General features: G+C 69.0%; 27 protein-coding genes and 1 pseudogene. 20 read left to right on the top strand and 8 right to left on the bottom strand.

Annotated elements, in window-relative coordinates; translation table 11 throughout:
* Positions 1-146: 146 nt before the first annotated feature.
* Both D581_RS0119630 and D581_RS0119625 read left to right on the top strand, forming a co-directional pair.
* Positions 147-584, top strand: a complete 438-nt coding sequence (locus D581_RS0119630; RefSeq protein WP_018958916.1) for a hypothetical protein — start codon at positions 147-149, stop codon at positions 582-584.
* A gap of 108 nt (positions 585-692) precedes the next feature.
* The gene (locus D581_RS0119625) at positions 693-1,130 is read left to right on the top strand and encodes a GNAT family N-acetyltransferase (RefSeq protein ID WP_032752847.1); all 438 of its coding nucleotides are present in this window, start codon (positions 693-695) and stop codon (positions 1,128-1,130) included.
* Positions 1,131-1,419: 289 nt separating this feature from the next.
* Here the strand turns inward: D581_RS0119625 and D581_RS0119620 are convergent, their stop codons facing one another.
* The gene (locus D581_RS0119620; protein WP_026290700.1) at positions 1,420-2,772 is read right to left on the bottom strand and encodes an NsdA family TPR-like regulatory protein; all 1,353 of its coding nucleotides are present in this window, start codon (positions 2,770-2,772) and stop codon (positions 1,420-1,422) included.
* Positions 2,773-3,073: 301 nt separating this feature from the next.
* Between D581_RS0119620 and tgmA the strand changes: the two genes are divergently transcribed.
* The 5 genes and pseudogenes from tgmA to D581_RS0119595 all read left to right on the top strand — a co-directional run bounded on the left by tgmA (position 3,074) and on the right by D581_RS0119595 (position 7,625).
* Positions 3,074-3,310: a putative ATP-grasp-modified RiPP gene (tgmA, locus tag D581_RS0119615; protein ID WP_158688620.1), complete on the top strand. Its 237-nt coding sequence runs from the start codon at positions 3,074-3,076 to the stop codon at positions 3,308-3,310.
* Positions 3,310-4,311: an MvdC/MvdD family ATP grasp protein gene (locus tag D581_RS0119610; RefSeq protein ID WP_018958912.1), complete on the top strand. Its 1,002-nt coding sequence runs from the start codon at positions 3,310-3,312 to the stop codon at positions 4,309-4,311. Before tgmA ends, D581_RS0119610 begins: the two co-directional genes overlap by 1 nt.
* Positions 4,308-5,444, top strand: coding sequence for a methyltransferase domain-containing protein (locus D581_RS0119605; protein ID WP_018958911.1), 1,137 nt, complete (start codon positions 4,308-4,310; stop codon positions 5,442-5,444). Before D581_RS0119610 ends, D581_RS0119605 begins: the two co-directional genes overlap by 4 nt.
* Before the next feature lie 6 nt (positions 5,445-5,450).
* Positions 5,451-5,738 (top strand): annotated as a pseudogene (locus D581_RS01000000137485) (hypothetical protein); the annotation flags it as partial.
* 273 nt (positions 5,739-6,011) lie between these two features.
* Entirely contained in the window at positions 6,012-7,625 is a 1,614-nt protein-coding gene (locus D581_RS0119595; RefSeq protein ID WP_018958909.1) for an IS1182 family transposase, read from the top strand.
* A 124-nt stretch (positions 7,626-7,749) separates the two neighbouring features.
* On the opposite strand, the gene D581_RS0119590 is transcribed toward D581_RS0119595, so the two are convergent.
* The 3 genes from D581_RS0119590 to D581_RS0119580 form a co-directional block, all read right to left on the bottom strand.
* On the bottom strand, positions 7,750-8,067 hold the full coding sequence (locus D581_RS0119590) for a DUF6221 family protein (RefSeq protein ID WP_018958908.1): 318 nt from the start codon (positions 8,065-8,067) through the stop codon (positions 7,750-7,752).
* 197 nt (positions 8,068-8,264) lie between these two features.
* A complete protein-coding gene (locus tag D581_RS0119585) occupies positions 8,265-8,474 on the bottom strand; it encodes a DUF397 domain-containing protein (RefSeq protein WP_018958907.1) in 210 nt (69 codons plus the stop codon).
* A 3-nt stretch (positions 8,475-8,477) separates the two neighbouring features.
* On the bottom strand, positions 8,478-9,350 hold the full coding sequence (locus D581_RS0119580; RefSeq protein WP_018958906.1) for a Scr1 family TA system antitoxin-like transcriptional regulator: 873 nt from the start codon (positions 9,348-9,350) through the stop codon (positions 8,478-8,480).
* A gap of 289 nt (positions 9,351-9,639) precedes the next feature.
* Between D581_RS0119580 and D581_RS1000000139020 the strand changes: the two genes are divergently transcribed.
* From D581_RS1000000139020 to D581_RS0119550, 4 genes are all read left to right on the top strand, one after another.
* Complete coding sequence (locus D581_RS1000000139020; protein WP_018958905.1) at positions 9,640-10,146, top strand: DUF6415 family natural product biosynthesis protein; 507 nt, start codon at positions 9,640-9,642, stop codon at positions 10,144-10,146.
* 607 nt (positions 10,147-10,753) lie between these two features.
* Positions 10,754-11,419 (top strand): ATP-binding protein, encoded by a 666-nt coding sequence (locus D581_RS1000000138655; RefSeq protein ID WP_018958902.1) that lies wholly within the window; start codon positions 10,754-10,756, stop codon positions 11,417-11,419.
* A gap of 14 nt (positions 11,420-11,433) precedes the next feature.
* Positions 11,434-12,057 carry a C39 family peptidase gene (locus D581_RS0119555; RefSeq protein ID WP_026290698.1) on the top strand — a complete coding sequence of 208 codons (624 nt, stop codon included), beginning with the start codon at positions 11,434-11,436 and terminating at the stop codon, positions 12,055-12,057.
* Positions 12,050-12,433: a glutamate ligase domain-containing protein gene (locus tag D581_RS0119550; protein WP_486585857.1), complete on the top strand. Its 384-nt coding sequence runs from the start codon at positions 12,050-12,052 to the stop codon at positions 12,431-12,433. Before D581_RS0119555 ends, D581_RS0119550 begins: the two co-directional genes overlap by 8 nt.
* Positions 12,434-12,481: 48 nt before the next feature.
* Here D581_RS0119550 and D581_RS1000000141335 read toward each other — a convergent pair whose 3' ends face one another.
* A complete protein-coding gene (locus tag D581_RS1000000141335) occupies positions 12,482-12,691 on the bottom strand; it encodes a hypothetical protein (protein WP_158688619.1) in 210 nt (69 codons plus the stop codon).
* A 12-nt stretch (positions 12,692-12,703) separates the two neighbouring features.
* Here D581_RS1000000141335 and D581_RS1000000140835 point away from each other — a divergent pair, with 12 nt between their 5' ends.
* Positions 12,704-12,874 carry a hypothetical protein gene (locus D581_RS1000000140835; RefSeq protein WP_018958898.1) on the top strand — a complete coding sequence of 57 codons (171 nt, stop codon included), beginning with the start codon at positions 12,704-12,706 and terminating at the stop codon, positions 12,872-12,874.
* Positions 12,875-13,083: 209 nt separating this feature from the next.
* On the opposite strand, the gene D581_RS0119535 is transcribed toward D581_RS1000000140835, so the two are convergent.
* Complete coding sequence (locus tag D581_RS0119535; protein ID WP_018958897.1) at positions 13,084-13,761, bottom strand: class I SAM-dependent methyltransferase; 678 nt, start codon at positions 13,759-13,761, stop codon at positions 13,084-13,086.
* Positions 13,762-13,826: 65 nt separating this feature from the next.
* Between D581_RS0119535 and D581_RS0119530 the strand changes: the two genes are divergently transcribed.
* The 7 genes from D581_RS0119530 (at position 13,827) to D581_RS0119500 (ending at position 21,119) form a co-directional block, all read left to right on the top strand.
* Positions 13,827-14,465, top strand: coding sequence for an SMI1/KNR4 family protein (locus D581_RS0119530; protein WP_018958896.1), 639 nt, complete (start codon positions 13,827-13,829; stop codon positions 14,463-14,465).
* 409 nt (positions 14,466-14,874) lie between these two features.
* Complete coding sequence (locus tag D581_RS0119525; protein ID WP_026290697.1) at positions 14,875-15,942, top strand: hypothetical protein; 1,068 nt, start codon at positions 14,875-14,877, stop codon at positions 15,940-15,942.
* The gene (locus tag D581_RS01000000137470) at positions 15,939-16,268 is read left to right on the top strand and encodes a hypothetical protein (protein ID WP_486585856.1); all 330 of its coding nucleotides are present in this window, start codon (positions 15,939-15,941) and stop codon (positions 16,266-16,268) included. The genes D581_RS0119525 and D581_RS01000000137470 overlap by 4 nt, the downstream gene beginning before the upstream one ends.
* A 273-nt stretch (positions 16,269-16,541) precedes the next feature.
* Positions 16,542-17,813: an aspartate kinase gene (locus D581_RS0119515; RefSeq protein ID WP_018958893.1), complete on the top strand. Its 1,272-nt coding sequence runs from the start codon at positions 16,542-16,544 to the stop codon at positions 17,811-17,813.
* Positions 17,810-18,883, top strand: a complete 1,074-nt coding sequence (locus tag D581_RS0119510) for an aspartate-semialdehyde dehydrogenase (RefSeq protein ID WP_018958892.1) — start codon at positions 17,810-17,812, stop codon at positions 18,881-18,883. Before D581_RS0119515 ends, D581_RS0119510 begins: the two co-directional genes overlap by 4 nt.
* A 362-nt stretch (positions 18,884-19,245) precedes the next feature.
* The gene (locus tag D581_RS0119505) at positions 19,246-19,821 is read left to right on the top strand and encodes a SigE family RNA polymerase sigma factor (protein ID WP_003967506.1); all 576 of its coding nucleotides are present in this window, start codon (positions 19,246-19,248) and stop codon (positions 19,819-19,821) included.
* Entirely contained in the window at positions 19,818-21,119 is a 1,302-nt protein-coding gene (locus D581_RS0119500; RefSeq protein ID WP_106434422.1) for a hypothetical protein, read from the top strand. Before D581_RS0119505 ends, D581_RS0119500 begins: the two co-directional genes overlap by 4 nt.
* A gap of 155 nt (positions 21,120-21,274) precedes the next feature.
* On the opposite strand, the gene D581_RS0119495 is transcribed toward D581_RS0119500, so the two are convergent.
* The gene (locus D581_RS0119495) at positions 21,275-22,147 is read right to left on the bottom strand and encodes an SURF1 family protein (protein WP_018958890.1); all 873 of its coding nucleotides are present in this window, start codon (positions 22,145-22,147) and stop codon (positions 21,275-21,277) included.
* 62 nt (positions 22,148-22,209) lie between these two features.
* Positions 22,210-24,042 (bottom strand): prolyl oligopeptidase family serine peptidase, encoded by a 1,833-nt coding sequence (locus D581_RS0119490; RefSeq protein ID WP_026290696.1) that lies wholly within the window; start codon positions 24,040-24,042, stop codon positions 22,210-22,212.
* Positions 24,043-24,493: 451 nt separating this feature from the next.
* On the opposite strand from D581_RS0119490, the gene D581_RS0119485 reads away from it, so the two are divergent.
* Entirely contained in the window at positions 24,494-24,922 is a 429-nt protein-coding gene (locus D581_RS0119485; protein WP_106434421.1) for a hypothetical protein, read from the top strand.
* Positions 24,923-24,972 lie beyond the last annotated feature (50 nt).

Genomic DNA, 24,972 nt, shown 5'->3' with positions numbered 1-24,972 from the left:
GCGCTGGGGCGGCTCGCGGAGGGGCTGCCGTACGAGTTCGTCGCCCGGGACACCGCGTCCTGGTACGGGCTCGTCATGCGCCCCCTGGCCCCCGCCCCCGCCCGTGCCTCTGTCCCTCTCTCTTCTCTCCGGCAAGGATGAGCGTCATGTTGCAGTGCACCGCCTTCAGTGAACTCCCCGAGATGGGTGCGCGGGTCGCGCTCATGGGCCTGGCGGACGGCCCCGGCCAGGCGTCGGACGCGCCCGACCTGGACGACTGCCTGCTCTGTGAGCTCGGCGAGCATGACGAGGGGGTCGAGCACGCGGCCCAGCTCTGGTCGGCCTCGGCTCCGGCCGGGCGGGATCTGTGGATGTTCTGGACCGATGGCGACGGGCGCCGGAAGTTCCGCTTCGCGGAACTGCTGCCGTGCCCGGCCGTCATCCACCGCCTGTCCGTCAAGGACGGAGACGCCTGCGTGCTGTACGACCGGCACCCCGCCGCGCACTCCTGGGACGTGAGAGACCCGCTCGCCGACCTTATGGCGGAGCGCATCCGGGAGGACGTACGCCGCGACCGCGACGGAGGCGGCGGGGTGGCGACCTGAGGCCCTTCTCGATGGCTTCTGCGAGGACGCCATCTGAACCCCGGTCCACGACAAGCCGCGCAGAGCAACCAGGCCTCCTACCAGGAGGTGATCGATAAGCTCATGCCCATGAGTGTCGGAGTGGAAGTCGTTCAGCAGCCCACCCAGGAAGTCGTGGAGGCGTTCGGTCGCCTGTTGCCGCAACTGTCGACGTCGGCGAAGCCTCTGGACCATGAAGCAGTTGGCCGGTTGCTGCGGTGCGACTCCAACGTCGTGCTGGTGGCGCGGGTAGCGGGTGAGATCGTCGGGACGCTGACGCTGCTGCTGTTCCCCCTTCCATCTGGACTTCGGGCTCGGGTGGAGGATGTGGTTGTCGACCGGTCGGCACGCGGCCAGGGAGTGGCAGGAGCACTGACCCGACATGCTGTGGGCATGGCTCGGGATGCGGGAGCACGGACAGTGGACCTCACGTCCCGTCCGGACCGTGAGGCGGCGAACCGGTTGTACGAGCGGCTGGGTTTCACGGCCAGGCAGTCCACGGTCTTTCGGTTCTCCATGGGGGACTGACCGGCCATCCCTGTGGACGGGGACGCCAGTCGACTTTGTCGGACGCGGGTGACGTCATCACGATCGAGCAGGCCGGTCAGCACCTGCGTGAAATTGTCGGCGCCTGCGTTTCGAACGGTGAGGCTCTCGGCGCCAACGGCCGACATCGTGTTGACCAAGGTCCGCGTCGCCGTGTTCGTCGACGGCTGATACTGGCACGGCTGCATCGAGTACCACTTACCCGCTACCGGTGCGCGCCCCACCTCGGTTGATGCCGAGGCGGGGCACCTTTGTCGTTGAGGTGCGGTCGTTACGCTGCGGCGACCAGCTCACGCGCCCGTTCGTTGAAGTCGGCCACCAGGCGATGCGTCCCGAACGGCTCCATACGTCGCTGCAAGTCCTGCACGGCCTCGACGCACCGCGAACTCTTGACCTGCCGTGACAGCGAGAGTGTCCGCAGCCCTGCGGAGTGGGCCGCCTCAAGGTCACGCCGCTGCAAGTGGGATACAGCGAGTGCGGCCTGCGACATGGCACCCCGGCGGGCGCGGCGCTGCTTGCGGGCGTGGTCGATCGACTGGCGAGCGTGCCGCTCGGCGGCCTCGGCCTGTCCGAGGTCCCGGAAGGTGTTCGCGTGCTCGCCATGGAGGTAGGCGGGGTCGATGAACGCCGCCCACTCCTGCTCGTCCTCCAGCCGTACGCGGCCGTACGCCGTCTCGGACTGCGCCACAGCCCGAGCAGCGTCGGACTTGTCACCGAGCTTCGCCAGCGCACGAGCCTCCAGGGCCCATAGATCGGCGAGGCATGCGGGGGAGGTGTTCCTGCCCAGCCCGGCGCGGCCGGCCTGGGCAAGCCGCCGGCCCTCCGCCGGGTCGCCGAGGAGCGTCGCCTGGTCGGCCATACCCGCGAGGACGTGGGCGCCGAGCGCCGCGTTCTTGGACTCCTCCGCCAGCCGCAGCGACTGGATCAAGCAGCGCTGGGCCGTGCCATGTTCTCCGGTGTCGTACGCCATCCATCCGAGGAGGTACGTCTGTTCGGCCGCCGCTTCGCACAGCGCCCGCCGCACCTCGTCCGCATGCGTTCGGCGCAGCAGCGGGTAGACGTGCTGATTCATGTACTCGGCGAGGATGAGACGGCCCGAGCCGCCGCCCTGGAGTACGTCCATTCTCTGGAACTCGCCGAACATGTTCTTCACCGCGGTGACGTCTTCAAGGCGTACGCGCGGGCCGGGATCCGGTTGCTGATCAATGGTGTTGAGCAGCCAGTCGCGCGAGGGCCCAACGGCTGCGACTGCGGCGAAAGGTGCCGCCGCCAGGAACTTTCGACGATCCACGTCCGCTCTCCCCAAGTCGGCAACGGCTTCCACCGTAACGGCGAAAGAGGAGTTGTAGGCGAGCGAACGCTCTGCGGTGCCGCCCTCGGCGAAGCCGAGGTCGTACGTGGTGACCCGAAATCCGATGCTCGCGGAGATCACGTCGGCGATGATCTCCGGCACCGGAGGCCGTGGCTGAAGGCCGGCCAGCCAGCGCCTCACCGCTGTGGCGTCCGTCTGAATGTGCGGCTGACCCCATGCCTGAGCTGCGGCTTTGATGCGGCGAGCCAATTCCTTGTTACTCATGCCAGAGCGCTCAAGCCACCGTGCGAGGTCTTTGTTCGGTGACGTCATGTCGAGTTCCTGCCCCTTCGCCGCGGCCGGTAGTTCAAGTGCCACCCCTTGCCACCCCTTCCGACGGTACCCCCGGACGCGCCCTGGAGGTTGCCTGGATGAACGAACCAACCGTGTAGGTATGGGAGTTGCGCTCGGATGCTGGGTTCGGCGGAGCGCAGGTCCTCCCGAACGGATGCCGCGGTGCCCGAGGCGCGTTCATTTTCCTCGGGCGGCTGGGCGGAAATTACCGCACCATCGACTCCAGTGAAAGGCGACAGTGATGTCCGTACTCGTTGACCGTGTCCCGACTCTCTCGCACGTGACCCGCTCCCAGCCTGCTGGCCCTCCGGCCACCCGGCCCTTCGGACTGGACGCACTGACCACCCCTGTCACCGTAGGCCGGCAGCCCGCGGTCTCGGTCGATCCGGACTCGCAGCTCTCGCTTGTCGAAGGCGCCATCGCCATCTACAGCGAGGCGATGGCCGGTACGTCGTGCAACACCGAGACGGACGGCAGGGACGCCATCGCCATCGACACCGACCAGAACGACGACTGATGACCCCCACCCATGGGGAGAGCACGCGCGGCGCGGTGGCGCCTCGCGTGCTCGTCATCACCTACGCACTCGACCCCACCGCCGACTTTCTGTTGCGTGAGCTGGGCGAGCGCGGCGTGCCGTTCTGGCGTACGGACCTGGCCGACTTCCCCAGCCGGTCGACGCTCACCGCCGAGTTACGGCCCGATGGCCGATGGCGCGGACGGATGTACGACCAGCTGCGGGGCGTCGACCTGTCCGAGGTCCGATCGGTGTGGTGGCGCAAACCCACCAGGTACTCCTTCCCTGACACCATGAGCGAACCCGAACGACGCTTCGCCGCGTCGCAGGCCAAGGGCGCGCTCCCGGGTGTGCTCGGCTCGCTCCCCGACGTGCTGTGGGTCAACCGACCAGAGCGGAACGCCGACTGCACGAAGCCGGCACAGCTCGCCGCTGCGGCCGAGGCCGGGCTCCGCGTCCCGGAGACGCTGATCACGAACGACCCGGGCGCTGTTGCCCCGTTCGCCGCCAAGTGCGGCGGGCGCATCGTGACCAAGGTGTTCGGCAGTATCGTCCACACCGAGGACGGCAAGCGCGGGCAGCTGTACACCCGTCGCGTCCCGCCCGAACAGTTCGGCGACCCGCGCATTGGGCTCACCGCCCACCTGTTCCAGCGCGAGATCACCGACAAGGCGTTCGAGGTGCGCGTCACCGCCGTCGCCGGGCAGCTCTTTCCCGTCGCCGTCCACGCACCAGAAGGCCCCGCCAGCCTCGACTGGCGCCGCGACTCGTCGATACTCGCCTACACACCCGCCGAGCTCCCGAGCGACGTCGCCCACGGCATACGCGCCATGCTGCGCGGCCTCGGCCTCGTCTACGCCGCGCTCGACCTCATCGTCGACACCACAGGCACGCACTACCTGATCGACGTGAACCCCGGCGGGCAATGGGCGTGGATCGACCTCACCCGCGAGGCCATCACCCACGCTCTCGCCGATCTACTGGAGAAGGGCACCCCGTGACCACCGATCCCGACCTCGCCCAGGCCGCCGCCGTCGGACGCGCCAGACTCGCCCAAGCCCTGGTCGACTCAGGCGACGTGACCGACTCCGCCTGGCAAGCCGCGTTCGCGAGAGTGCCCCGGCACGTATTCGTCCCCTACTTCTACGACCACACTGGCCGCAAAATCTCTGCAGACGACGCCGAGACGCGCGACCAGTGGTTCGAGGCCGTGCACAAGGACCGGGCCTTGGTCACGCACCGCACTGACGGCGCGGCGACCTCGTCGAGCTCTCAGCCTTCGATCATGGCGACGATGCTGGAGGCATTGCGGGTCGAGGACGGTGTAGGAATGAAGGCGCTGGAGATCGGCACAGGGACCGGCTACAACGCCGCACTCCTCGCGCACCGCCTCGGCAGCCACCTCGTGACCACCGTCGACACCGAGCCCGAACTCATCACCGCAGCGCGCGCTCATCTCGCCGAAGCCGGATACGAACCGCGTGTCGTCCTCGCCGACGGCGCGTACGGACACGCGGAACTCGCTCCGTACGACCGCATCATCGCCACCTGCCGCATCGACTCCGTACCACCCGCCTGGGTACGCCAACTCGCCGATGGCACCGTCACCGGCATCGGCGCAGGCCAGATCCTCGCCCCGCTCGGCAACGCCTTGGTCCGCATCCTCCGCACCGGCCCCCTCAAAGCCGAGGGCCAGTTCCTCCCCGGAGGCGCCTACTTCATGCCGCTGCGACGCGCCGCCGGTGACGGCGTCCCGACGCGCCGGCCCGAGCTCCCCACCGGCGAGGGCCGCCCCACGGACGTACCCGCCGCCGCGGTTGCCAACAACGCGTACCGCTTCCTGCTGAGCATCGTCGAGCCCGACCTCGACTGGCAGTACGACCTCGACGCGGACAAGAAGCCGACCGCTGTCCGCGTCTGGTCCGCCGATGGCGCGATCGCCAGCCTCCACGCCGACGGCACCGTGAGCGAGGCCGGCCCCCGCTCTCTGTGGTCCCGGCTTGAAGACGCGCACCGCGTCTTCACCGAGCACGACGAGCCCGGCCCCGAGCGCTACGGCCTCACCGTCGACAACGAGGCCCAGCGCGTATGGCTCGACTCCCCGGAGGGCCCGAGCTGGGACCTCCGCACGTAGCCGGCCGAGCAGGCGGCCCAGCTCTGGTCGGCTGCGGCTCCGGCCGGGCGGAATCTGTGGATGTTCTGGACCGATGGCGACGGGCGGCAGCAGTTCCGCTTCGCGGAACTGCTGCCGTGCCCGGCCGTCATCCACCGGCTGTCCGTCAAGGACGGGGACGCCTGCGTGCTGTACGAGCGGCACCCCGCCGCGCACTCCTGGGACGTGACGGATCCGCTCGCCGGTCTGATGGCGGAGCGGATCCGGGAGGACGTACGACGCGACCGCGACGGAGGCGGCGGGGTGGCGACCTGAGGCCCTTCTCGATGGCTTCTGCGAGGACGCCATCTGAACCCCGGTCCACGGCAAGCCGCGCAGAGCAACCAGGTCTCCTAACTTGACTCTGTCGGGGTCTTGGAGTTTCCCGGTGCGGCAGCACGATCGACGGGCATGCTCGGATAGTTCCGCCGACCGATGCAGCTGTCGAGGTGCCCGTTGTCCCTTCGCCCCCGTTCCGGTGAGCAAGTTCCGCCTCTGACTGCGCGGATCGCGCGGGCGAGCAACCCGGCTGGTACAACGGCGATATGGGTGCGCGATCGGCTGGATGGGCTGTGGTGCGACGAGGACTTCGCGGACTGGCACCCGCGTGACGGGCGTCCGGGTCTCTCGCCTGCTCAACTGGCCACCGTCTGTGTGCTGCAGTTCTTGCTCGGTCTGTCGGACCGGCAGGCCGCCGAGGCGGTCCGCTGCCGCATCGACTTCAAGTACGCGATGGCCATGGAGCTGGATGACCCCGGCTTCCACCACAGCGTGCTGGCCGATTTCCGCGACCGTCTCGCCGAAGATGACCGCGCCGACCGCCTCCTCGACCTCGCGCTGACCCGCCTCAAGGAGGCCGGACTGGTGCGCGAGCGCACCACGCAGCGAACCGACTCCACCCACGTCCTGGCCTTGGTGCGCGACTTGACCCGCCTGGAGCTGATCACCGAGGCGGTCCGCGCCGCACTCGAAGAAGTCGCCGGCACCGCCCCTCACCTGCTGGACGAACTGGTCGTCGAGGACTGGGGGCGCCGCTACGGGCGGCCGGTCCGCCTGGGCAAGAACCCCACCAGGCCCAAGACCAGGATCCTTGCCACCGGAAGTGATGCTGTCCGGCTACTGGAACACCTCTACCAGCACGGAGCGGCCCGCGCGTCCGGCCCTCGCGTCCAGGCCCTGCGCCAGATCATCGTGCAGAACTACCACCATGACACCGCAGGACACCTGCGCTGGCGCACCGCCGAAAAGGAAGACGGGCCCGGGCTGCCGCCCTCGTTCCGGGCGATCGTCTCCCCCTACGACACCTCGGCCCGCTACGCACGCCATGGACACATCATCAGCTGGAAGGGGTTTACCGCTCACCTGACCGAGACCTGTGCTCCCGACAGCCCCAACGTGATCACGGACGTGGCCACCACCGCGGCCACCACCCACGACAGCAAGGTCCTGCCCGGCATCCACACCCGCCTGGCCCGTCGCGGACTGCTGCCCGCCGAGCACCTGGTCGACGCCGGCTACACCTCCCTGCCCCTCCTGGAACAAGCCACCCGTGACCACCAGGTCACCGTCTCCGGGCCGCTGAACAGCAACCCCACCCGCCAGCACCGTCGGAACGAGGGCTTCGCCCGGGACGACTTCCACATCGACTACGACCGCCAACAGGTCACCTGCCCCCAGGGACAGGTCAGCCCCGGCTGGCACGGCCCCTACCCGACATCCTCACCCACCGCGGCTCCGCTGATCGTGGCCAGGTTCACCAAGAGTCAGTGCCGCCCCTGCCCAACCCGCGCGCAGTGCACCAGCACCGCAGACAGCGCCCGCACGGTGGGCTTTCCCCCGCGAGAACTCCGCGATCTGCAACTCCGTGTCCGAACAGAGCAGCAGACGCCCGAATGGAAGGCCCGCTACGCGATCCGCTCCGGAGCGGAGGGCACGGTCAACGAGTTCGCCCACGGACACGGCATGCGACGCTGCCGCTACCGAGGACAGGGGAAAGCCCACATCCAACACGTCCTGACGGCCATCGCCGTCAACATCGAGCGCCTCAGCAAACTGCCACCTGCTGAGAACGCACCTGCACCCCGCCGACCGACTGCCTTCCAGAACTACCTCGACCAGCGCGCGCTGCCCCGACTGAAATCCTGGCGAACCCTGGGCACCTGACCTCGACCACTCCAAGATCCCCGACAGAGTCAAGCTAAGACCTGTCCCGTAAATGATCTCCGGAGGCCGAAGCTCAGTCCAACACGCGGCCGTACTCGGGCCCCTGTTTGCGTGCTGCGCCGCTTCAGGCCCGTGCGGGGAAGTCAGGGTGGTCGGTGTAAGGCGAGGCAAGGTCACGTAGGTCGTGGCACGGCCAGGGGTCCCGGGCGTGACGCGCGAGAATGCGCCGCTTGGCCTCGATCTCGCGCAAGACACGGGCCGGGTCGTGCAGGGCCACATGCAGAGCGATCGTGGGATGGAACCCGGAGAGGTCAACCTGGCAGAAGTCGACCGTGTGTCCGTTAGCAGACCACTCCCCGCATCCGTCACCGTCGCAGCGCCGGGCCAAGTCTGCCTCCTCGTCCAGCCGCGCCTTGATGAACCTCACCAGCTTTTCCGTCATAGGTGGATTCTCGACGTTGTGCTGGGCACCATGAAACGATCTTGCTGTGTCTGGTGTGATCACGGCGTCGGAGCCGTCCTGGATAGCCCCGTTCACGGGGCTGAGCGCCTGGTAAGCCGACCGTTAGCTGCGAGAGCGACGAAGGCCAAAAAGGTGAAGCCCCCCGCTCAACGAGCCGGGGGGCCTTGAGATTCGGGTCAGGCCAAGGTGTCTTGCTTGACGGCGTCCACGAAGGCCCCCCACGACGCCGCAGGGAAGACGAAGGTACCGACCTCCCGGTCCTTGGAGTCCCGCACGGCCATTCTCGCCCCATGCAGCCGCGCGCCCTCAACACATGCGCCGCCCTGGTCGTTGCTGTAGCTCGACGTGAACCAGCTGGCGCCGGCCAGCACGGCGTTTCCGTTCATTATTCAATGCTCCTTGATCGCTTTGCTAATCATGCTGAGGGATTCTTGTTTCCCCACAGCAAGAATCTGAAGGTCCGTGAACGCCTCCTCGTACGCCTTCACGTTCCCGGGTCTCCGGGTGACAGATGCCCCGTCCAGGTTCTCCAGGTAGACGATCGGCTGCGCGTCCGGGAGACGAAGCAACGTGAAGGCACCGTTCATGCCCGCGTGTGCCCCGGCCTTGAACGGGATGATCTGAAGGGTGATGGAAGGGTGAGACACCATCTCCGCCAAGTGCTCCAACTGCGCCCGCATCACCGATGCCCCTCCCACCGCCCGATACAGCACCGCCTCGTTGATGATCGACGCAGACTTGAGCGGGCGCTCGTCTCGACGTAGAGCTTCTTGACGAGTCATCCGCACGACAACAACGCGATCGATCTCGTCAGGCGGCAGGCCCTCGTGTGCCCGCTGGTGGATGACTCGGACGTACTCCTCGGTCTGAAGCAGCCCCGGAACGAACTCGGCCTGGTAGTCGTGCAGGGCCTCGGCGGTTGCTTCGAGAGCAAGATACGCCTTGAAACTCGGAGCTATCGCCGGCCGATACTCCGGCGACTGCCACCAGTCCTTCTTGGTCTTGGTTACTGCGGCATAGCCCACCAGCGTAGCCCGGGTCTCGGGGTCCGCCCCGTAGATCTCACAGAGCGCCATGACGTCAGCAGGCTCGACCACAGCGTTCTCTCCGTGCTCCAACCTGGTGAGCTTCGAGGGACTGCACATCAGCTTACGGACCACCTGAGTGGACGTGAGCCCCGCGGCCACGCGGAGTTGCTTGAGCTCAAGACCTAACTGGAGGCGACAGAGGGCAGGAGTCGCGGCCTCTGCGCTCGTGATCATTTTTGCCTCCCAGTATGTGTAACCCAGTGTGACGGAGAATGTCTCGCTCCTGCAAGGCGACTTCTGCTCTCCCGCAGAACCTCTCGCCTGGGGACGCCAACATGACGCTCCCGCGCGGCACTTCGCGCAGAAACTAGCTCGCAGAATTCTGCTGGAACCCTTCCAACGGTACTTGCTGCGGTGCAACGATTACTAACAGTTGCCCATGAGCGCACGAAGCAACTACAGAGCGCAGACGCCCGGTGCGTGCGCACTCCCCCCATGCCCTTCACGGGCCAGGAGTTCTCTCATGACGGAAATCACCACAAGCCGGCCACAGGGGCCGGCCGGGAATGGCACGGCTTCGGACGAGACCGAGCTTCCTCTTGACATCGAGGAAGCGGATCGCGCTGCGGATGAAGCCCTGGGGCTCAAGCTCGGGACGACCACGCGCGAAGAGATCGACGTGTACACACTTCAGCTCCGAGGACAGCTCGCGCTCTTCGTCGAGGAAGTTCGGGACGATGGCAGCTTCGATCTGCGGCGCACGTTGTTGGAAGCTGAGCACCTTCTTGACAGCGGCCCTGCCGACGGCGTCCTCGTGTTCAACGCGTGGAACTACGCCCGCGACCTGGCGCGCATGCTCAGAAGGCTCGTGACCGAGCACCGCAACCAACTCGACCGTGAGAAGACGGCGCTGCCCACCCGATCGCCCCTGGCCTCGTTGACCAGGCTCGCCGCCAGTCGACGAGCGTACTTGGTGCCGAGTGGCCTGCCCCCACACACAGGCCGATGCCGCCGGTCTCGGAATGAGTGAGAAGTGGAAGCAGGTCGCGTACGTGCTCTGCGTCGCCGCGCTCGGTATCGCGCTGGCACTCGCGATAGCGAGCGAGCGGTGAAGCCCTCCCGCCGCCTGCGCGACTGGCGCGAGTGGGCCCTCGCTCTGTTCCCCCTTCTCGTGACGGCCGCGCTCTTGCGGCACTTCACCCAGGAAGACCCCGACGAGGGCAACGGCAACTTGTCCTGACTCCCTCATCCCCGCCAAGCAGAAAGGTGCAGCGTGCTTCCTGACCTTGAAACCCACGACTTAGTGGGCGCTATCGCGGCCCCCGCCGATAAGGGGAAGAACCCCATGGCAACAACCTTGACGGGCCTGACGTCCCTGCGGATCGGCGTCCTGTGCGGTGGCGACTCGCCGGAGCGCTCGCCAGCGGAGAGCACGCGCACCGGGCGCTGCGCGACGTCGGCCTCAACGCCGAGACGTTCGACCCTGCCAGCTTCCGCATGGAGTCCCTGGGGGATCTTGTCGACGTGGCCCTCCTCGCCCTTCATGGGCCGGCGGTGAAGACGGCAAGATCCAAGGGTCTCTGGAGACCGCAGGCATTCCGTACACCGGGTCGGGAGTCCTCGCGTCCGCGCTCGGCATGCACAAGCCGACGTTTAAGGGGCTGCTCACTCAGGAGCGCATCGACACCCCTCGCTGGGTGATGGTGGACCCGAAGATCTCCGTCGAGAGCACCCTGTCCATGGTGCGCAACACGCTCGGCTTCCCGACCTTCGTCAAGCCCGCGTCCGGCGGGGGAAGCCTCGCGGCCGGCATCGCAAAGGACGAACATGCGCTGCGCGCCATGGTAGAGGCCGCCCAGGCCGAGCAGTACGCCGAGCTGGTGGTCGAGGAGTACGTCCAGGGCATCCCCTGCACCGTGGGACTCGTAGAGGTCGAGGGCCGGGTGCAGACCCTGCCGGTTCACGATGTTGAGCCGAAGGGGGATTTCTACGACTACGCCTCGAAGCACGATCTGAGCCTCCGCACCGAGCACTGCCCGTCGATCCTGCCCGCCCCGACTACCGACAGCATGAAATACCTCGCCAACAGAGTCTTCCGGATGATCGGCGCCCACGGCGTCCTCCGAGTGGACTTCATGGTCGCGGCGAGCGGACGTATCACCGTGTTGGAGTGCAACACCCTCCCCGGCCTTTCCGAACTCGGCAACCTCGCCACCATGGCCAAGGCCGGCGGAATCCCGTACCCGACGCTCATGCAACACGTCGTCAGGACGGCCTTTACCAAGCCCTCCTACGTGCCCTAAGCCAGACTGGGGGCATGAGCAATTCGACCTTCAGACCTGCGGTGCCGTACTACTCCCAGTGGGAGTCAGCGGACCTGGTACCCGACTTCGTCTCCGGCCAGCTCGACGCCGCTGACGATCCGCTCTGGCAGAAGAGTGGAGCCGACTCCCCCGAGGAGTACGCGTTCTGGGCACCGCGGATGTGTGGTGTCGCCTGCTTACGCATGGCCCTCGACCACTGGCGACACCCCGTCCCTTCCTCCATCCCGCTCGTCCGAGAGCTGCTTGAGGCTGGCGCCTACGTGCGGGAGGGAAGCGACTCGGTGAAGGGGCTCATCTACCGTCCCTTCGCCGAGTACGTTCGGGCCCGATGGGGGCTGACCGCTGAAGTACGGCCCGACCTGCCGGTCAACGAGCTGCCGGAGATCACCACGTCCGGCAGCTTGGCCTTGCTGTCCGTTCACAAGACGATCCGCACCCCCGACATCGACCCTCCCAGTAGAGGCGGACACCTCGTACTCGCAGTGGGGGCCACCGAGGAGTCAGTGTTGCTGCACAACCCGTCCGGCCTCCCCGGCCGCTCGCAGGAGGCCGCTGAGGTTCCCTGGGCACGGCTGGCCGCCTTCTACGCGGGCCGGGGGGTGGTTCTAGGTGCCTGAGCAGACGAGTCCCCGGGCGACCGAGCCCGGTTCGGTCACCAGGAGGATCGCTGTCCTGGGGGAAATGCTGGAGCTGGGCGGCGAGGCCGCAAAGGCACACTGGGACCTCGGAGTATCGACGGCCGAGTATGGTGTCGACCTACTCATCGGAGTTGGCGGCGACCTCGCCAAACAGACCACCCTCGGCGCAGCACACGCCGGCGTCGAAGCGGCGCTCGTCCGCGACAACGAGACCGCAACGGCTCTGCTGGAGAAGATCTTGCAGCCCGGGGACATTGTCCTGATCAAGGGATCCAGGGGCGGGATGCGGTGGCAGATCGCCCAAGCGCTCACCGGCAAGGAGATCACCGGCATCATCTCGACACCGAAGGAATGAATGAGAGGCCCGGACCTTTAGCCTGTCCGGGCCTCCGTCATTCCCTGGTCAGATCGACAGAGGGAGCCTGTCTCCCGCTGCCTTCTGGTCGGTTTCCAGCTCTGCCACCTTGCGGGCCTTGATCCCGGCCCGCTTCATCTGGGCCATGTAGCGCCGTGCCGTACGAGGGGCCCGGCCAAGAACCTCACCCAGGTTCTCAGCGGTCACATCTCTTCCGGCCGTTTCGAGGCTGGCGATGGCGCGATCGCCAGCCTCCACGCCGACGGCACCGTGAGCGAGGCGGGCCCCCGCTCTCTGTGGTCCCGGCTTGAAGACGCGCACCGCGTCTTCACCGAGCACGACGAGCCCGGCCCCGAGCGCTACGGCCTCACCGTCGACAACGAGGCCCAGCGCGTATGGCTCGACTCCCCGGAGGGCCCGAGCTGGGACCTCCGCACGTAGCCGGCCGAGCAGGCGGCCCAGCTCTGGTCGGCCTCGGCTCCGGCCGGGCGGGATCTGTGAATGTTCTGGAGCGATGGCGACGGGCGGCGGAAGTTCCGCTTCGCGGAACTGGTCGGGGACTCTGCCAGGCAGTCGTGTCGTGCCGGCCGGCACCATCTACGTACTGATCTACGTCCTGCGCAAGGGCGCGGCCTGGCGATCTCAGGAGGTCAGGAAGTCGAGTTGGCCTTCTGGGAGGTCGGCTTGTGGGCAAGGAAGCCGGCGATCTTCCATGTCAGCTCTTCGTCGGGCTCCTGCACCAGTTGAGCGTCGATGGTGAACCCGGCCCGGTGCAGCAACTGCGCAAGTCGGCCCGGAGGCAGGCGGTAGGACTCGAAGGACACGGGAAGGCCGCCGTAGGCCTGTGTAGGACGACGGTGCTCACCGGAACCGACGTGGCTCACGAGGAGCAGATGTCCACCGGGTGCCAGGGTGCGGTGGAACTCGGCGAACACGAGCGGCAGCAGCTCGGGAGGCGTGTGATGGGTGGAGTAGAAGGCCAGGATGCCGCCGAGTGCGTCGTCCGCGAACTCCAGGGCGGTGATGGATCCCACGGAGAAGGGCAGGTCCGGAAAGGCGGTGCGCGCCAGTTCGATCATCTTCGGGGACACGTCGATGCCGATCGGCGACACCCCGAGCCCGGCGAGGTGCGCCGTCACTTTGCCCGGGCCGCAGCCCACGTCGGCGACCGGTCCTCGGCCAGATGCCTGCACGAGTTCGGCGAACGCGGTCAGCATCGAGCGTGACAACGGGTCTAGCTCTGATGGGGGCTTGACGAGGGCGGCGTAGGCGTTGGCCACGGTGTCGTACGACTCCCGGACCTCGGACAGGTAAGAAGGCTCGGTCACGCAGCGAATCTAGTGCCGCATCAGGCACCGTTCGCCCTGTCGGACAGGGCAGGCAGGATGGCGGCATGAGTGAGCAACTGGTGTTGCCGGTTTCGTCGTCGTGGCAGCGGATCGATGCCTGGCTGGCGGTGCACGCGCCCACGACGTTGGCGTTTCTCCGTCCCCCCGTGGCTGCGGATGAGCTGGAATCGGTTCAACGGGCACTCGGCGTGCAGCTTCCCGTCGAACTGCGTGAGTCGTTGAGCTGTCACAACGGGGTGAGCGAGTGGACGAGCCTGCTGCCGGAGCAGTTGCCGTTCGGTGCGGCAGGCATCGCCGAGCATTGGCGGATGTGCATGGAGATCGCGTCGGACGACGACGGCCTGGTCGCGCGCCCCTGGGACGATGAGCCCTGGTGGCACCCCTTGTGGGTTCCCTGGGCTGTGAGTGCCGACGGAAACGCCCACGTGATCGACCTTCGCCCTGGAGACGAGGCCGGACGTCTGGGCTGGGCCGGCCACTCCGGCGGAGGTGATTTCTCCGACTCGTGGCCCGGCCTGGCCGCATATCTACACGATGTCTCCCGGGCTCTCCACTCCGGCGGTGGCGTCCGCGACATGTACCCCTACCTGACCCCGGACCGCCGGCTGTGGTGGCATCGCGGCCAGGATTGCCGGTCTCTGAACGATGAGCCGCTCGTCCCGGCGCCGCTGGGGCTGGGGTAGGCACCACGACTGCGATGTGGCGGGCGGCGGTGAGCGGGTTGATCGCGAGGACGCCATCTTCGGTTGAACCGGGCAGGGTGCGGTGCGACACCGCGATCCCGCAGGTCCGCCCGAGGCTCAAGCCCCGAGCCGCGAGCACCGGGCTTCGAGCTTTCTCTGTAGGTATGGGTGGTTGGGTTCAACCCACCCACCCTCCCTCCCGATCCCTGACCAGGTTTCGAACCGCCCTGTGGGCTGCGCGAACTCGACCAGAAGTGACGGTTGGTGACCGGGTTGCGCCGGAGCGTATGCACGCTCTAGGTTCGCGATGAGCAACCCACTATCCGTAAAACGGACAACCCCGGTGGTGCTCGCAACACCGACCGGGGTCTGACCGTAAGAGATCGCACCCTTTAGAAAGACGATCCCCATGGCTGCCGCCAACCTTAGTGCCGCCCTGCGCGCACCCGTCGCCCACCCCATGGCGAAAGCCGGGTACGGGAAGCGTCACGCCCCCGATCAAGCCCCGTCCCGCGCCGACGACTTCTCCGACCTGGAGCCGCGTGAGGCGGCCATCGCCTCGTACATCGACCGGCTCCCCGAAGGCGCGGCGATCGGCTACAAGGTCCTCGCCGAGGAGCTGCCGGACTTCGGGCAGCAGGCGTGCCGCAGCGCGCTCGACCGGCTGACCCGGGCCGGACACCTCCGGCGTATCAGGGTCCATGTCACTGTGGCCGACGGCCAGATGCGCTGGGTGACGCGTACGTACTTCTCCCGGACCGCCCGCGACGCCGCCTGGTGGGCCGCCCATGTGCGGTTCGTCCGGGGCCTGGACGCGCCCGGCCAGCCCCCGGCACCCGCTGCCGCCGGCCAGCCCCCGGCACCCGCTGCCGCCGGCCAGCCCCCGGCCCCCGCTGCCGCCAGCCAGCCCCCGGCCCCCGCTGCCGCCGAATCGGCCGAGGAGCCCGAGCCCGGCGTGCGCGCCCCGCGCTCGGAGGCGTACGACGTCCTCGCCGGGCTCGGCCGCCGCGAGCCCCGGCTCCAGCTCTCCGAGGGCGACTGCGTGCAGCTGGAACACCTGGTCGGGGAGTGGCTGGCGCGCGGCGTCGGCCGCGAACAGATCACCCAGGCCCTGACCTCGGGCCTGCCGGCGTCCGTGCACTCCGCCGGACCCCTCCTCCGTAAACGACTGGAGACCAAAATGCCGCCGAGCCCCGCACCCCGGCCGGAGAACGACCACCCGAGCGAGCAGATCGTGGGCATGGTGATGATGTGCCTCTTCTGCGACGAGGACGAGACGACGACCACGCTGGACCACGGCGTGTGCTCCGACTGCCGCGCCCAGGTCGCCCGCGACGAGGCGGCCGGCCTGACCGGCGACGTCCCCGACACCTTCCTGGCCCGCCCGCGCGCCGAGGTCGACGTCGCCGCCCGCATGGCCGAGGTCCGCTCGGCCACCGTCCGCCCGGTCCTCCCGGCTCCGAGGTCGCGCCGGTGAGCGGGCGCGTGCCGGGTGAGCCCGAGATGTCCGTGGAGGAGTTCGAGGAGCTGTCCCGTCGCGCGCCGGAACTGGTGCGTCTGGAGTTCATCGGCGGGAAGGTGCGGGCGAAGCCTCCGGCCGACGGTACGCACGGGCAGGTCGTGATGTGGCTGATGAAGCGGTGCCGGGAGCACCGGCCGGACCTGTGGCTCTACCCGGCCTGTGGCCTCGCCGTCGAGACGTACCGCTCCGCCACCACCCGGCCCTTCGGCGCGGTCGTCGAACTGCCCGCGCCGGTCGGGTTCGCGCTCGACACCGAGAAGCTCAAGGAGTACGCCGCGTGAAGGAGTACGCCGAGTGACGGTGTACGCCGACTGACCCTTTCGGCTCGCCCGCCCGCCGCGGATCGTGTGGGCTGGGTGTGCCCGATCGTGTGGGCTGGGACACAAACGGGAGTGCTGCCGGGCTGGGTGGGCAACAGCCCCGTACGAGCGGTTCGGAGCGACACGCCGTACCGGGTGGTGAGCGGGACATCTCATCATCCGATATGGGCGGGTCTATTCCGGACTGCTCGTTAGACTGAGCCGACCGCAGTAATGACTGAGCGAGGAGCGCACGTGGGCCTTGTCGTGCAGAAGTACGGAGGCTCCTCCGTAGCCGATGCCGAGGGCATCAAGCGGGTCGCCAAGCGAGTCGTCGACGCCAAGAAGAACGGCAACCAGGTGGTTGTCGTGGTGTCCGCGATGGGCGACACGACGGACGAGTTGATAGACCTCGCCGAGCAGGTGTCTCCGATGCCTACCGGCCGTGAGTTCGACATGCTGCTGACCGCCGGCGAGCGGATCTCCATGGCCCTGCTGGCGATGGCGATCAAAAACCTGGGCCACGAGGCCCAGTCGTTCACGGGCAGCCAGGCCGGTGTCATCACCGACTCGGTCCACAACAAAGCGCGCATCATCGACGTCACGCCGGGCCGCATCCGGACCTCGATCGACGAGGGCAACATCGCCATCGTCGCCGGGTTCCAGGGCGTGAGCCAGGAGGGCAAGAACATCACGACCCTCGGCCGCGGCGGGTCGGACACGACCGCCGTCGCGCTGGCCGCCGCGCTGGACGCCGAGGTCTGTGAGATCTACACCGACGTCGACGGCGTCTTCACCGCGGACCCCCGGGTCGTGAAGAAGGCGAAGAAGATCGACTGGATCTCCTTCGAGGACATGCTGGAGCTGGCCGCGTCCGGCTCCAAGGTGCTGCTGCACCGCTGCGTCGAGTACGCACGCCGTTACAACATCCCGATCCACGTCCGCTCGTCCTTCTCCGGACTGCGCGGCACCTGGGTCAGCAACGAGCCGCAAGGGGACCAGCAGGTGGAGCACGCGATCATCTCCGGAGTCGCCCATGACGTCTCGGAGGCCAAGGTCACCGTCGTCGGCGTCCCGGACAAGCCCGGCGAGGCGGCGGCGATCTTCCGCGCCATCGCGAACGCCGAGGTCAACATCGACATGGTGGTGCAGAACGTCTCCGCCGCGTCGACCGGCCTGACGGACATCTCCTTCACCCTGCCCAAGGCCGAGGGTCGCAAGGCCATCGACGCCCTGGAGCGGACCAGGAGCTCCATCGGCTTCGACTCGCTCCGTTACGACGACCAGATCGCGAAGATCTCCCTGGTCGGCGCCGGCATGAAGACCAACCCGGGCGTCACGGCCGGATTCTTCGAGGCGCTGGCCGACGCGGGCGTGAACATCGAGCTGATCTCGACATCCGAGATCCGCATCTCGGTGGTCACCCGGGCCGACGACGTCAACGAGGCCGTGCGCGCCGTGCACTCCGCCTTCGGTCTCGACAGCGACTCCGACGAGGCCGTCGTCTACGGAGGCACCGGCCGATGACCGGACACCGCCCTTCGCTCGCGGTCGTCGGCGCGACCGGGGCGATCGGCGGTGTCATGCTCCGGATCCTCTCGCAGCACGCGGACGTCTGGGGCGAGGTCAGACTCGTCGCCTCACCGCGCTCGGCCGGCCGCAAGCTGGCCGTGCGCGGTGAGGAGACCGAGGTCCTCGCGCTCGCCGAGGACGTGTTCGACGGCATCGACGTGGCCCTCTTCCTGGTGCCGGACGAGGTGTCCGCCCGCTGGGCCCCGATCGCCGCCGCCAAGGGCGTCGTCGTCATCGACGACTCGGCCGCCTTCCGGCTCGACGACGACGTGCCGCTGGTCGTCCCGGAGATCAACTCCCATGCCGCCCGGCTCCGGCCACGCGGCATCGTCGCGTCCCCGAACTGCACCACGCTGTCGCTGATCGTCGCGATCGGCGCCCTGCACGCCGAGTACGGACTGCGCGAGCTGATCGTCTCCTCCTACCAGGCCGTCAGCGGCGCGGGCCGGGACGGCGTCGCCGCCCTGCGCGAGCAGCTGGCGCTGGTGGCCGGCACGGAGCTGGGCACCCAGCCCGGGGACGTACGCCGGGCCCTGGGGGACAGCGCGGAGGCGGCGGGGAGCCCGTTCGCCGCACCCGTCGCCCTGAACGTCGTGCCCTGGGCAGGTACGGACGCCGGCGACGGCTGGTCCACGGAGGAGATCGCCATCCGCGAGGAGTGCCGCAAGGTGCTGGGCCTGCCGGATCTGAAGGCCACCGCGACCTGTGTGTACGTACCCGTGGTCGCCACGCACTCGATGTCCGTCCACGCCCGCTTCGAGAACGAGGTCGCCGTGGGCAAGGCGCACGAGATCCTGGCGACCGCCCCCGGCGTGGTCCTCTTCGACAGCCCGGCGTCCGGAGATTTCCCGACCCCGTCCGATGTGGTGGGCACCGACCCCACCTGGGTGGGCCGCGTCCGGCGCTCGATGGACGATCCGCATGCCCTGGAAATGTTCCTTTGCGGTGACAACCTCCGAAAAGGTGCGGCTTTGAACGTGGCGCAGATCGCCGAATCGGTCGCCGCCGAATTCCCCCGGGCATGATCGAACCTGTTTTGTAGGATCTGTGAACGCCCTATGAGTAATTTGCTGGTCTGAACCTCTTGAGCTGGGACGTTGTCGTATCCGACGATGATCTCCCGGCCATCTGCAACCGCATCTTGGTCGGGCTGCGTCTATGCGGTCACTTCTTGCGTGGCCAGACGCTATGACGGGGCATTTGGGGAAGAGCAGGTACGTATGAGGGCATGTCGCACAGCGTCGAACGTGACGCCGTACGCGTACAACCCTGACGGGGGGCAGCGTGTCCAACAGGCGTGGCAGCAGAGGTTCTCGACATCACCGTGGTGGGCCCGTTGCGAGGCGCGTCGGCGCGTCCGCTCCGGCGGCCCCGTGCGCCCGGCGGCATGCCGGTGATCGCGCCCATGCCCGCCGCGCGCCCGGCACAGTTGCCCTCGCAGCGCGGGGATGCTGAAGAGACGGTGGCAGCGGGAACCACGGTCGACCATCTCACCGAGACCTATCGAGCCCACTACCGCTCCCTGCTCGGCCTCGCGGCCCTGCTGCTGGACGACACCGCGTCCTGCGAGGACGTGGTGCAGGAGGCGTTCATCCGCGTGCACTCCGCGCGGAACCGGGTCCGCGAACCGGAGAAGACTCTCGCCTATCTGCGGCAGACGGTCGTCAACCTCTCGCGCTCCGCGCTGCGTCGCCGCATCCTCGGGCTGAAGCTGCTCTCCAAGCCGATGCCGGACATGGCGAGCGCGGAGGAGGGCGCCTACGACCAACTGGAACGGGACGCGCTGATCAAGGCCATGAAGGGGCTGCAGCGACGCCAGCGCGAGGTGCTGGTGCTGCGCTACTTCGCGGACATGACGGAGGCCCAGGTCGCCGAGACGCTGGGCGTCTCGCTGGGCTCGGTCAAGGCGTACGGTTCCCGGGGTATCGCGGCGCTGCGCGTCGTGATGGAGGCCCAGGCATGAGCGGGCCCGAGCAGCGCGACGAGCACAGGCACGAGAATGACCCGACGGGAAACGGAATTGTGAACCACGGGCCGGAGAAGACTCCGCACACCGATCCGGACCGCCCGCACGACGGGAGCACGGGGCCCGAGCCGGGCGAGACCCCGGAACCGGCGCCACCCGCGCGGGCGGACAACGAGGCCGCCGAGGACCCCGACGAGCGGGACCCGGGGACGGCGCAGGGCGACGACGACCTCGTCGGCACGCTGACCGACCTCTTCGCCCGTGACCGGGGCGGAGCCTCCCCCGCCTCCGAAGAGCTGGACGAGGTGGCCCTGCGCCGCATGCTGCACGGCGCGGTGCGGGAGCTGGCCCCCTCCGAGGGGACCCTCGACCACCTCCACCGCGCCGTCCCCGCCCGCCGGGCCAGGCGACGGCAGGCCGTCGTCGGGGCGGCTGCGGCAGCCCTGCTGATCGGCACCGCCGTCCCCGCCTTCGTCCACGTCGCGACCTCGGACGGCCCGTCCAACGCCCGCCCCGCCATCGCCGGACACGGCGAGCAGGCCCAGGGCGGCAACGGGGACGAGACCGGCTCCGAGGCGCCCGGCCGGCGGACCGTGGAGCCCACCGAGCGGGAGAGCGAGGGCAGCGCGGGCGAGGCCGACCCGGAGCCCAGCCCCAGCGCGGGCGAGGGCCGTGACCCCGGCGGTGCGGCGACGGGCGCGGCGACCGACTCCCCGAGCGCGGACTTCGCCTCCCTGCCGGTCTGCGACCCGAGTCAGCTCGGCGTCGCGTCCGCGGGCACCGACGCGCCGGGAGCCGACGGCACCGTCTACGGCAGCTTCAAGATCGCCAACGTGTCCGGCAGCGACTGCACGGTCAGCAGCAACGGCACGGTGGGCTTCACCGCCATGGGCGCGGCCGACCCGCTCAAGATCGGCGTGGTCCAGCACGCCGCGGGCGACGCGGCCCCCGGGCTGCCCGACCCCTCGCAGGAGCCGGGCACGGTGCTGCTGAAGCCGGCCATGGCGTACGAGGTGCGGTTCGCCTGGGTGCCGGCCGACACCTGTCCGGCCGTGGGCCCGTCACCGAGCCCGACCCCGTCGGCGGACGGGGCCGGCGGATCGGTCGGCGAGGGAGACACCGACGAGCCCTCGGGCGTCGACACGCAGGCGCTGAACGAGGACGGTGAGGGCGCGGCGGAGGGCAGCGTCGCCGTGACGCACACCCCGGAGACGGGAGCGCCCACCGCGGAGACGGAGATCCCCAACGCCTGCTCGGGCACCATCTACCGTACGGGCGTGCTCGCCACGTCGTAGTCGGGTGACGCCGGTCCCGCCACTGCGCGACGGGACCTCCCGTCGTAGTCCGGCGACCGCAGGACCTCCCGTCGTAGTCCGGCGACCGCGGGCTCCCACCGTCGTACTCCGGCGACCGCGGGCTCCTCCCGTCGTAGTCCGGCCACGCCGGGTCCTTACGGGGCCGCGGGGGCTTTCCGAGCCGCCTCAGAGGCCTCAGGCGCCTCCGGGGCCCCCTGCGCCTCCTGCGCCTCCGGCGACGACGGGGCCGCCGCGTCCTCCGGTACGAGGCCCAGCGCGATGTCGCGCTCGGCCTCCGCCTCGCGGCGCACCAGCCGGAACCACATGAAGAGCACGAAGCCGGCGAAGACGAACCACTCGCCCGTGTACCCCAGGTTCTGGAAGGCCTTCAGGTCGAGGCCGCTGCCCTCGGGGGCCGCCGCGGGCACCGGCTTCATCGCACCGCCCGTACCGCCCGCCTCGGCCTCGGGAAGCGTCACCCAGGCGTCGTACACGTCGTACGGCACGAGGTTCACCAGGGTCGCCGCGCTGATCATGCCGACCTGGCCCCCGGGCAGCCCGCCCCGGGCGTTCACGCCCTTGCTGCGGGAGTTCTCAGAGGCCTGGAGGTCGCCGGTCACCGTGACCTCGCCCTCCGGCGCGGCGGGCACCCGGGCGCCGGTCGCGGAGCCGGGCAGCCAGCCCCGTACCACCGGCAGGGCCTTACCGCTGTCCGTGCGCAGCATGTTCAGGACGTAGAAGCCCCGACGGTCGTCCAGCTCGCGGCCGGGCACCAGGAACTGGTCGGCGTACGTGCCGGTGGCGACGGCCGGGCGGCCGGACGTCACCTTGTCGACGGGCAGCAGCTCGTCCAGGGGTTTCGCGGCCCGGGTGCTGGGATCGGGCCGCTTCTCCGCCTGTTCGTGCGACTGCACGCGGTCCTCGAAGCGGCCGAGCTGCCACATGCCCATGAACACGCAGAACGGGATGGCCAGCACGACGAAGAGGTTGATCCCCCACCATCGCGGGGTCAGCAGGAACCGGTACACCCCTCAAAGGTACGGTTCCCCGCCCCGGGTTCCCGGGGCGGGGTCCGCCATTTATCCGGTACTTACGCCGCTTCCGGCCCCGGGGTGCCTACCACGGCGCCTCCCCCGAGGTGCTTCAGGGCGAACTCCAACTCCAGCCGCACCTGCTTGATCCGCTCCTCCACCACCAGCGATCCGTGCCCGGCGTCGTACCGGTACACCTCGTGGACCGCGCCGCGCGCCGCCAGCCGGTCCACGTAGTTCTCCACCTGACGGATGGGGCAGCGCGGATCGTTGACGCCCGCCGAGATGTAGAGGGGGGCGCGCACCGCGTCGACGTACGTCAGCGGGGACGAGGCCTCGAAGCGCTCGGGAACCTCCTCCGGCGTGCCGCCCAGCAGCGTGCGGTCCATCGCCTTCAGGGCCTCCATCTCGTCGTGGTACGCCGTGACGTAGTCCGCGACCGGCACAGCGGCCAGGCCCAGCGTCCAGGAGTCCGGCTGGGTGCCGAGCCCGAGCAGGGTCAGATAGCCGCCCCAGGACCCGCCCGCCAGGACCAGGCGCTCCGGGTCCGCGAGCCCGGAGGCCACCGCCCACTCCCGTACGGCCGCGATGTCCTCCAGCTCGATCAGGCCGACCCGGTGCTTCAGCGCGTCCGTCCAGGCGCGGCCGTAGCCGGTGGAGCCCCGGTAGTTGACCCGGACGACCGCGAAGCCGTGGTCCACCCAGGCGGCGGGGCCGGAGGCGAAGGCGTCGCTGTCGTGCCAGGTCGGCCCGCCGTGGATCTCGAAGACCGTGGGGAAGGGGCCGTCGCCGGCGGCGGGCTTCTGCACGAGGGCGTGGATACGGCCGCCCGGCCCCTCCACCCAGGCGTCCTCGACGGGCACCGACGGCGGGGCCTTCGCGCCCGGCGGGTCCAGAACCACCGCACCGCTCGTCGACCGCACCACGGGCGGCCGCTCGGCCGAGGACCACAGGTACTCCACGGTGCCGTCCGGGCGGGCCGTGGCGCCCGACACGGTGCCCGCGGGCGTCTCCACGCGCACGGGAGCCGGGGCCCCCGGCTCGTACCGCCACAGCTCGCTGCGGGCCTCGAAGCCGTGCTCGACGAGCAGCGCGGAGCCGTCCGGATACCACTCGGCCCCCACGTCGCCCGGGAGGTCGACCGGCAGCGCGGTCTCCGTGCCCGCGACCGGGTCCCAGATCATCGGCTCCCAGCGGCCCCGGCGCTGATGCCCGACGAGGAGCCGGGTGTCACCGGCCACCGGGGCGAAGCCCAGTACGGCGAGGCCCAGTTCCTTCGTGCCGCCCTCGGTGTCGTCCAGCTCGGCCACCGTGGAGCCGTCGGGGCGCACCACGCGCAGCGCCGAGTGCATCGCGTCGCCGTGCTCGGTGTGCTCCAGGGCGATCAGGGTCCCGTCGTGGGAGAGGTCCCCGACCCCCGCGGACTCCCGGTGCCGGTAGATCTCCACGGGCTCGGCGCCCGGCGTCCGCACCAGGTGGACCGTCGTGCCGTCCTCGTCGGTCGAGCGGCCGATCACCGCCGAACCGTCCCGCCCGATGGCCAGGCCCGCCGGGTAGGAGGGAGCGAGGCCGGGGGCGGCCGGCTCGTCCTGACCGCCGTCGAACGGCTGGCGCATCCACACCCCGAACTCGTCGCCGTCGGTGTCGCTGAACCACCAGACGGCCTCGCCGTCCGGCGTCAGCACGCCGTCCGTCGTGCCGTTCGGCCGGTCCGTGACCTGGCGCTGCCGTCCGCTCGCCCGGTCCCACGCGTACAGCTCGTAGGTCCCGGTGGCGTTGGAGACGAACAGCGCGCGGTCGGGGGCGTCCTCGGCCCAGTCGGGCAGGGAGACGCGAGGCGCACGGAACCGCATCTCCCAGTCGGGCACAGCTGCTGCTGCATCAGTGGTCATCCCCTCATCCAACCCGATCCGGGGGCCGGACCCGTAACCGGATTCGGAAGACATGAAGCCGACGCGAAGTCGACCAGAAGTCGTTGTCGTGCGTCCTGTTGTGCGCCCTCTCGTGCGTCCTGTCGTGCACCCGAATTCGCCACCGGGCCGCATGCCCCGACCGAAAGAAAAGCGCGGCGGTCTTTCCGGATGCTCGCGCATTCGACTGTGATCGAATTCACTGAGGGCGAGAGGATCGATGGAGTCGTTCGTGCGCGACAGGAATCTGGAATGGCCTGTTCCGTTTGTCGGTCCTGGTGGACGGCGTGATTGATCGGACCAAGATCGGACGATACGGGCACGCGCCGCCCCTCCGGCTCCGCACTGCGCTGACCAGTGCTAATGTCCATCGACTTTTCGGTTTTCCGTTCGAGGGGGCCTCGGCGACCGGGAGTCGAGGGAGGGTATTTCCGTGGTAAGTGGTCGTATGCGCAAGGCCGGTTTCGTCGCCGGAGCCGCAGCGGTTCTCCTGTTCGCCACGAACACCAGTGCCTGGGCCAACTGGACCGCCAATAACTGGGTGGGAAACCAGGGCAAGATGTCCCAGCAGTGGGTCGACGAGTCGTACAACGAAATCAACTTCACCGGTTGCAGTGAGGTGTACGGCCGAAAGAGCGTCGATGTGGAGCTGTGGCAGCAGATCGACTGGGGGAAGGACAAGAGGCACGACACCTCCAAGTTCACCAACTGCTTCAAGGGCTCGGGCTCCAAGAGCACGGCCACGCAGTCGGGGCTGCCCAAGGACAGCTACTACTTCGAAATCGGCAACATCGGTTCGGGATGCGTTTCCTGCGCCGTCGTCGTTGGCAAGGTCAACGTCGACACCACCAAGGCCGACTGATCCCGCCGGGCCTCCGCGTGTCCCGCGCGGAGGCCCGGCTTCGCGCTCCA

The organism is Streptomyces sp. CNB091, from assembly GCF_000377965.1.
This window is presented reverse-complemented; position numbering and strand designations above follow the sequence as displayed.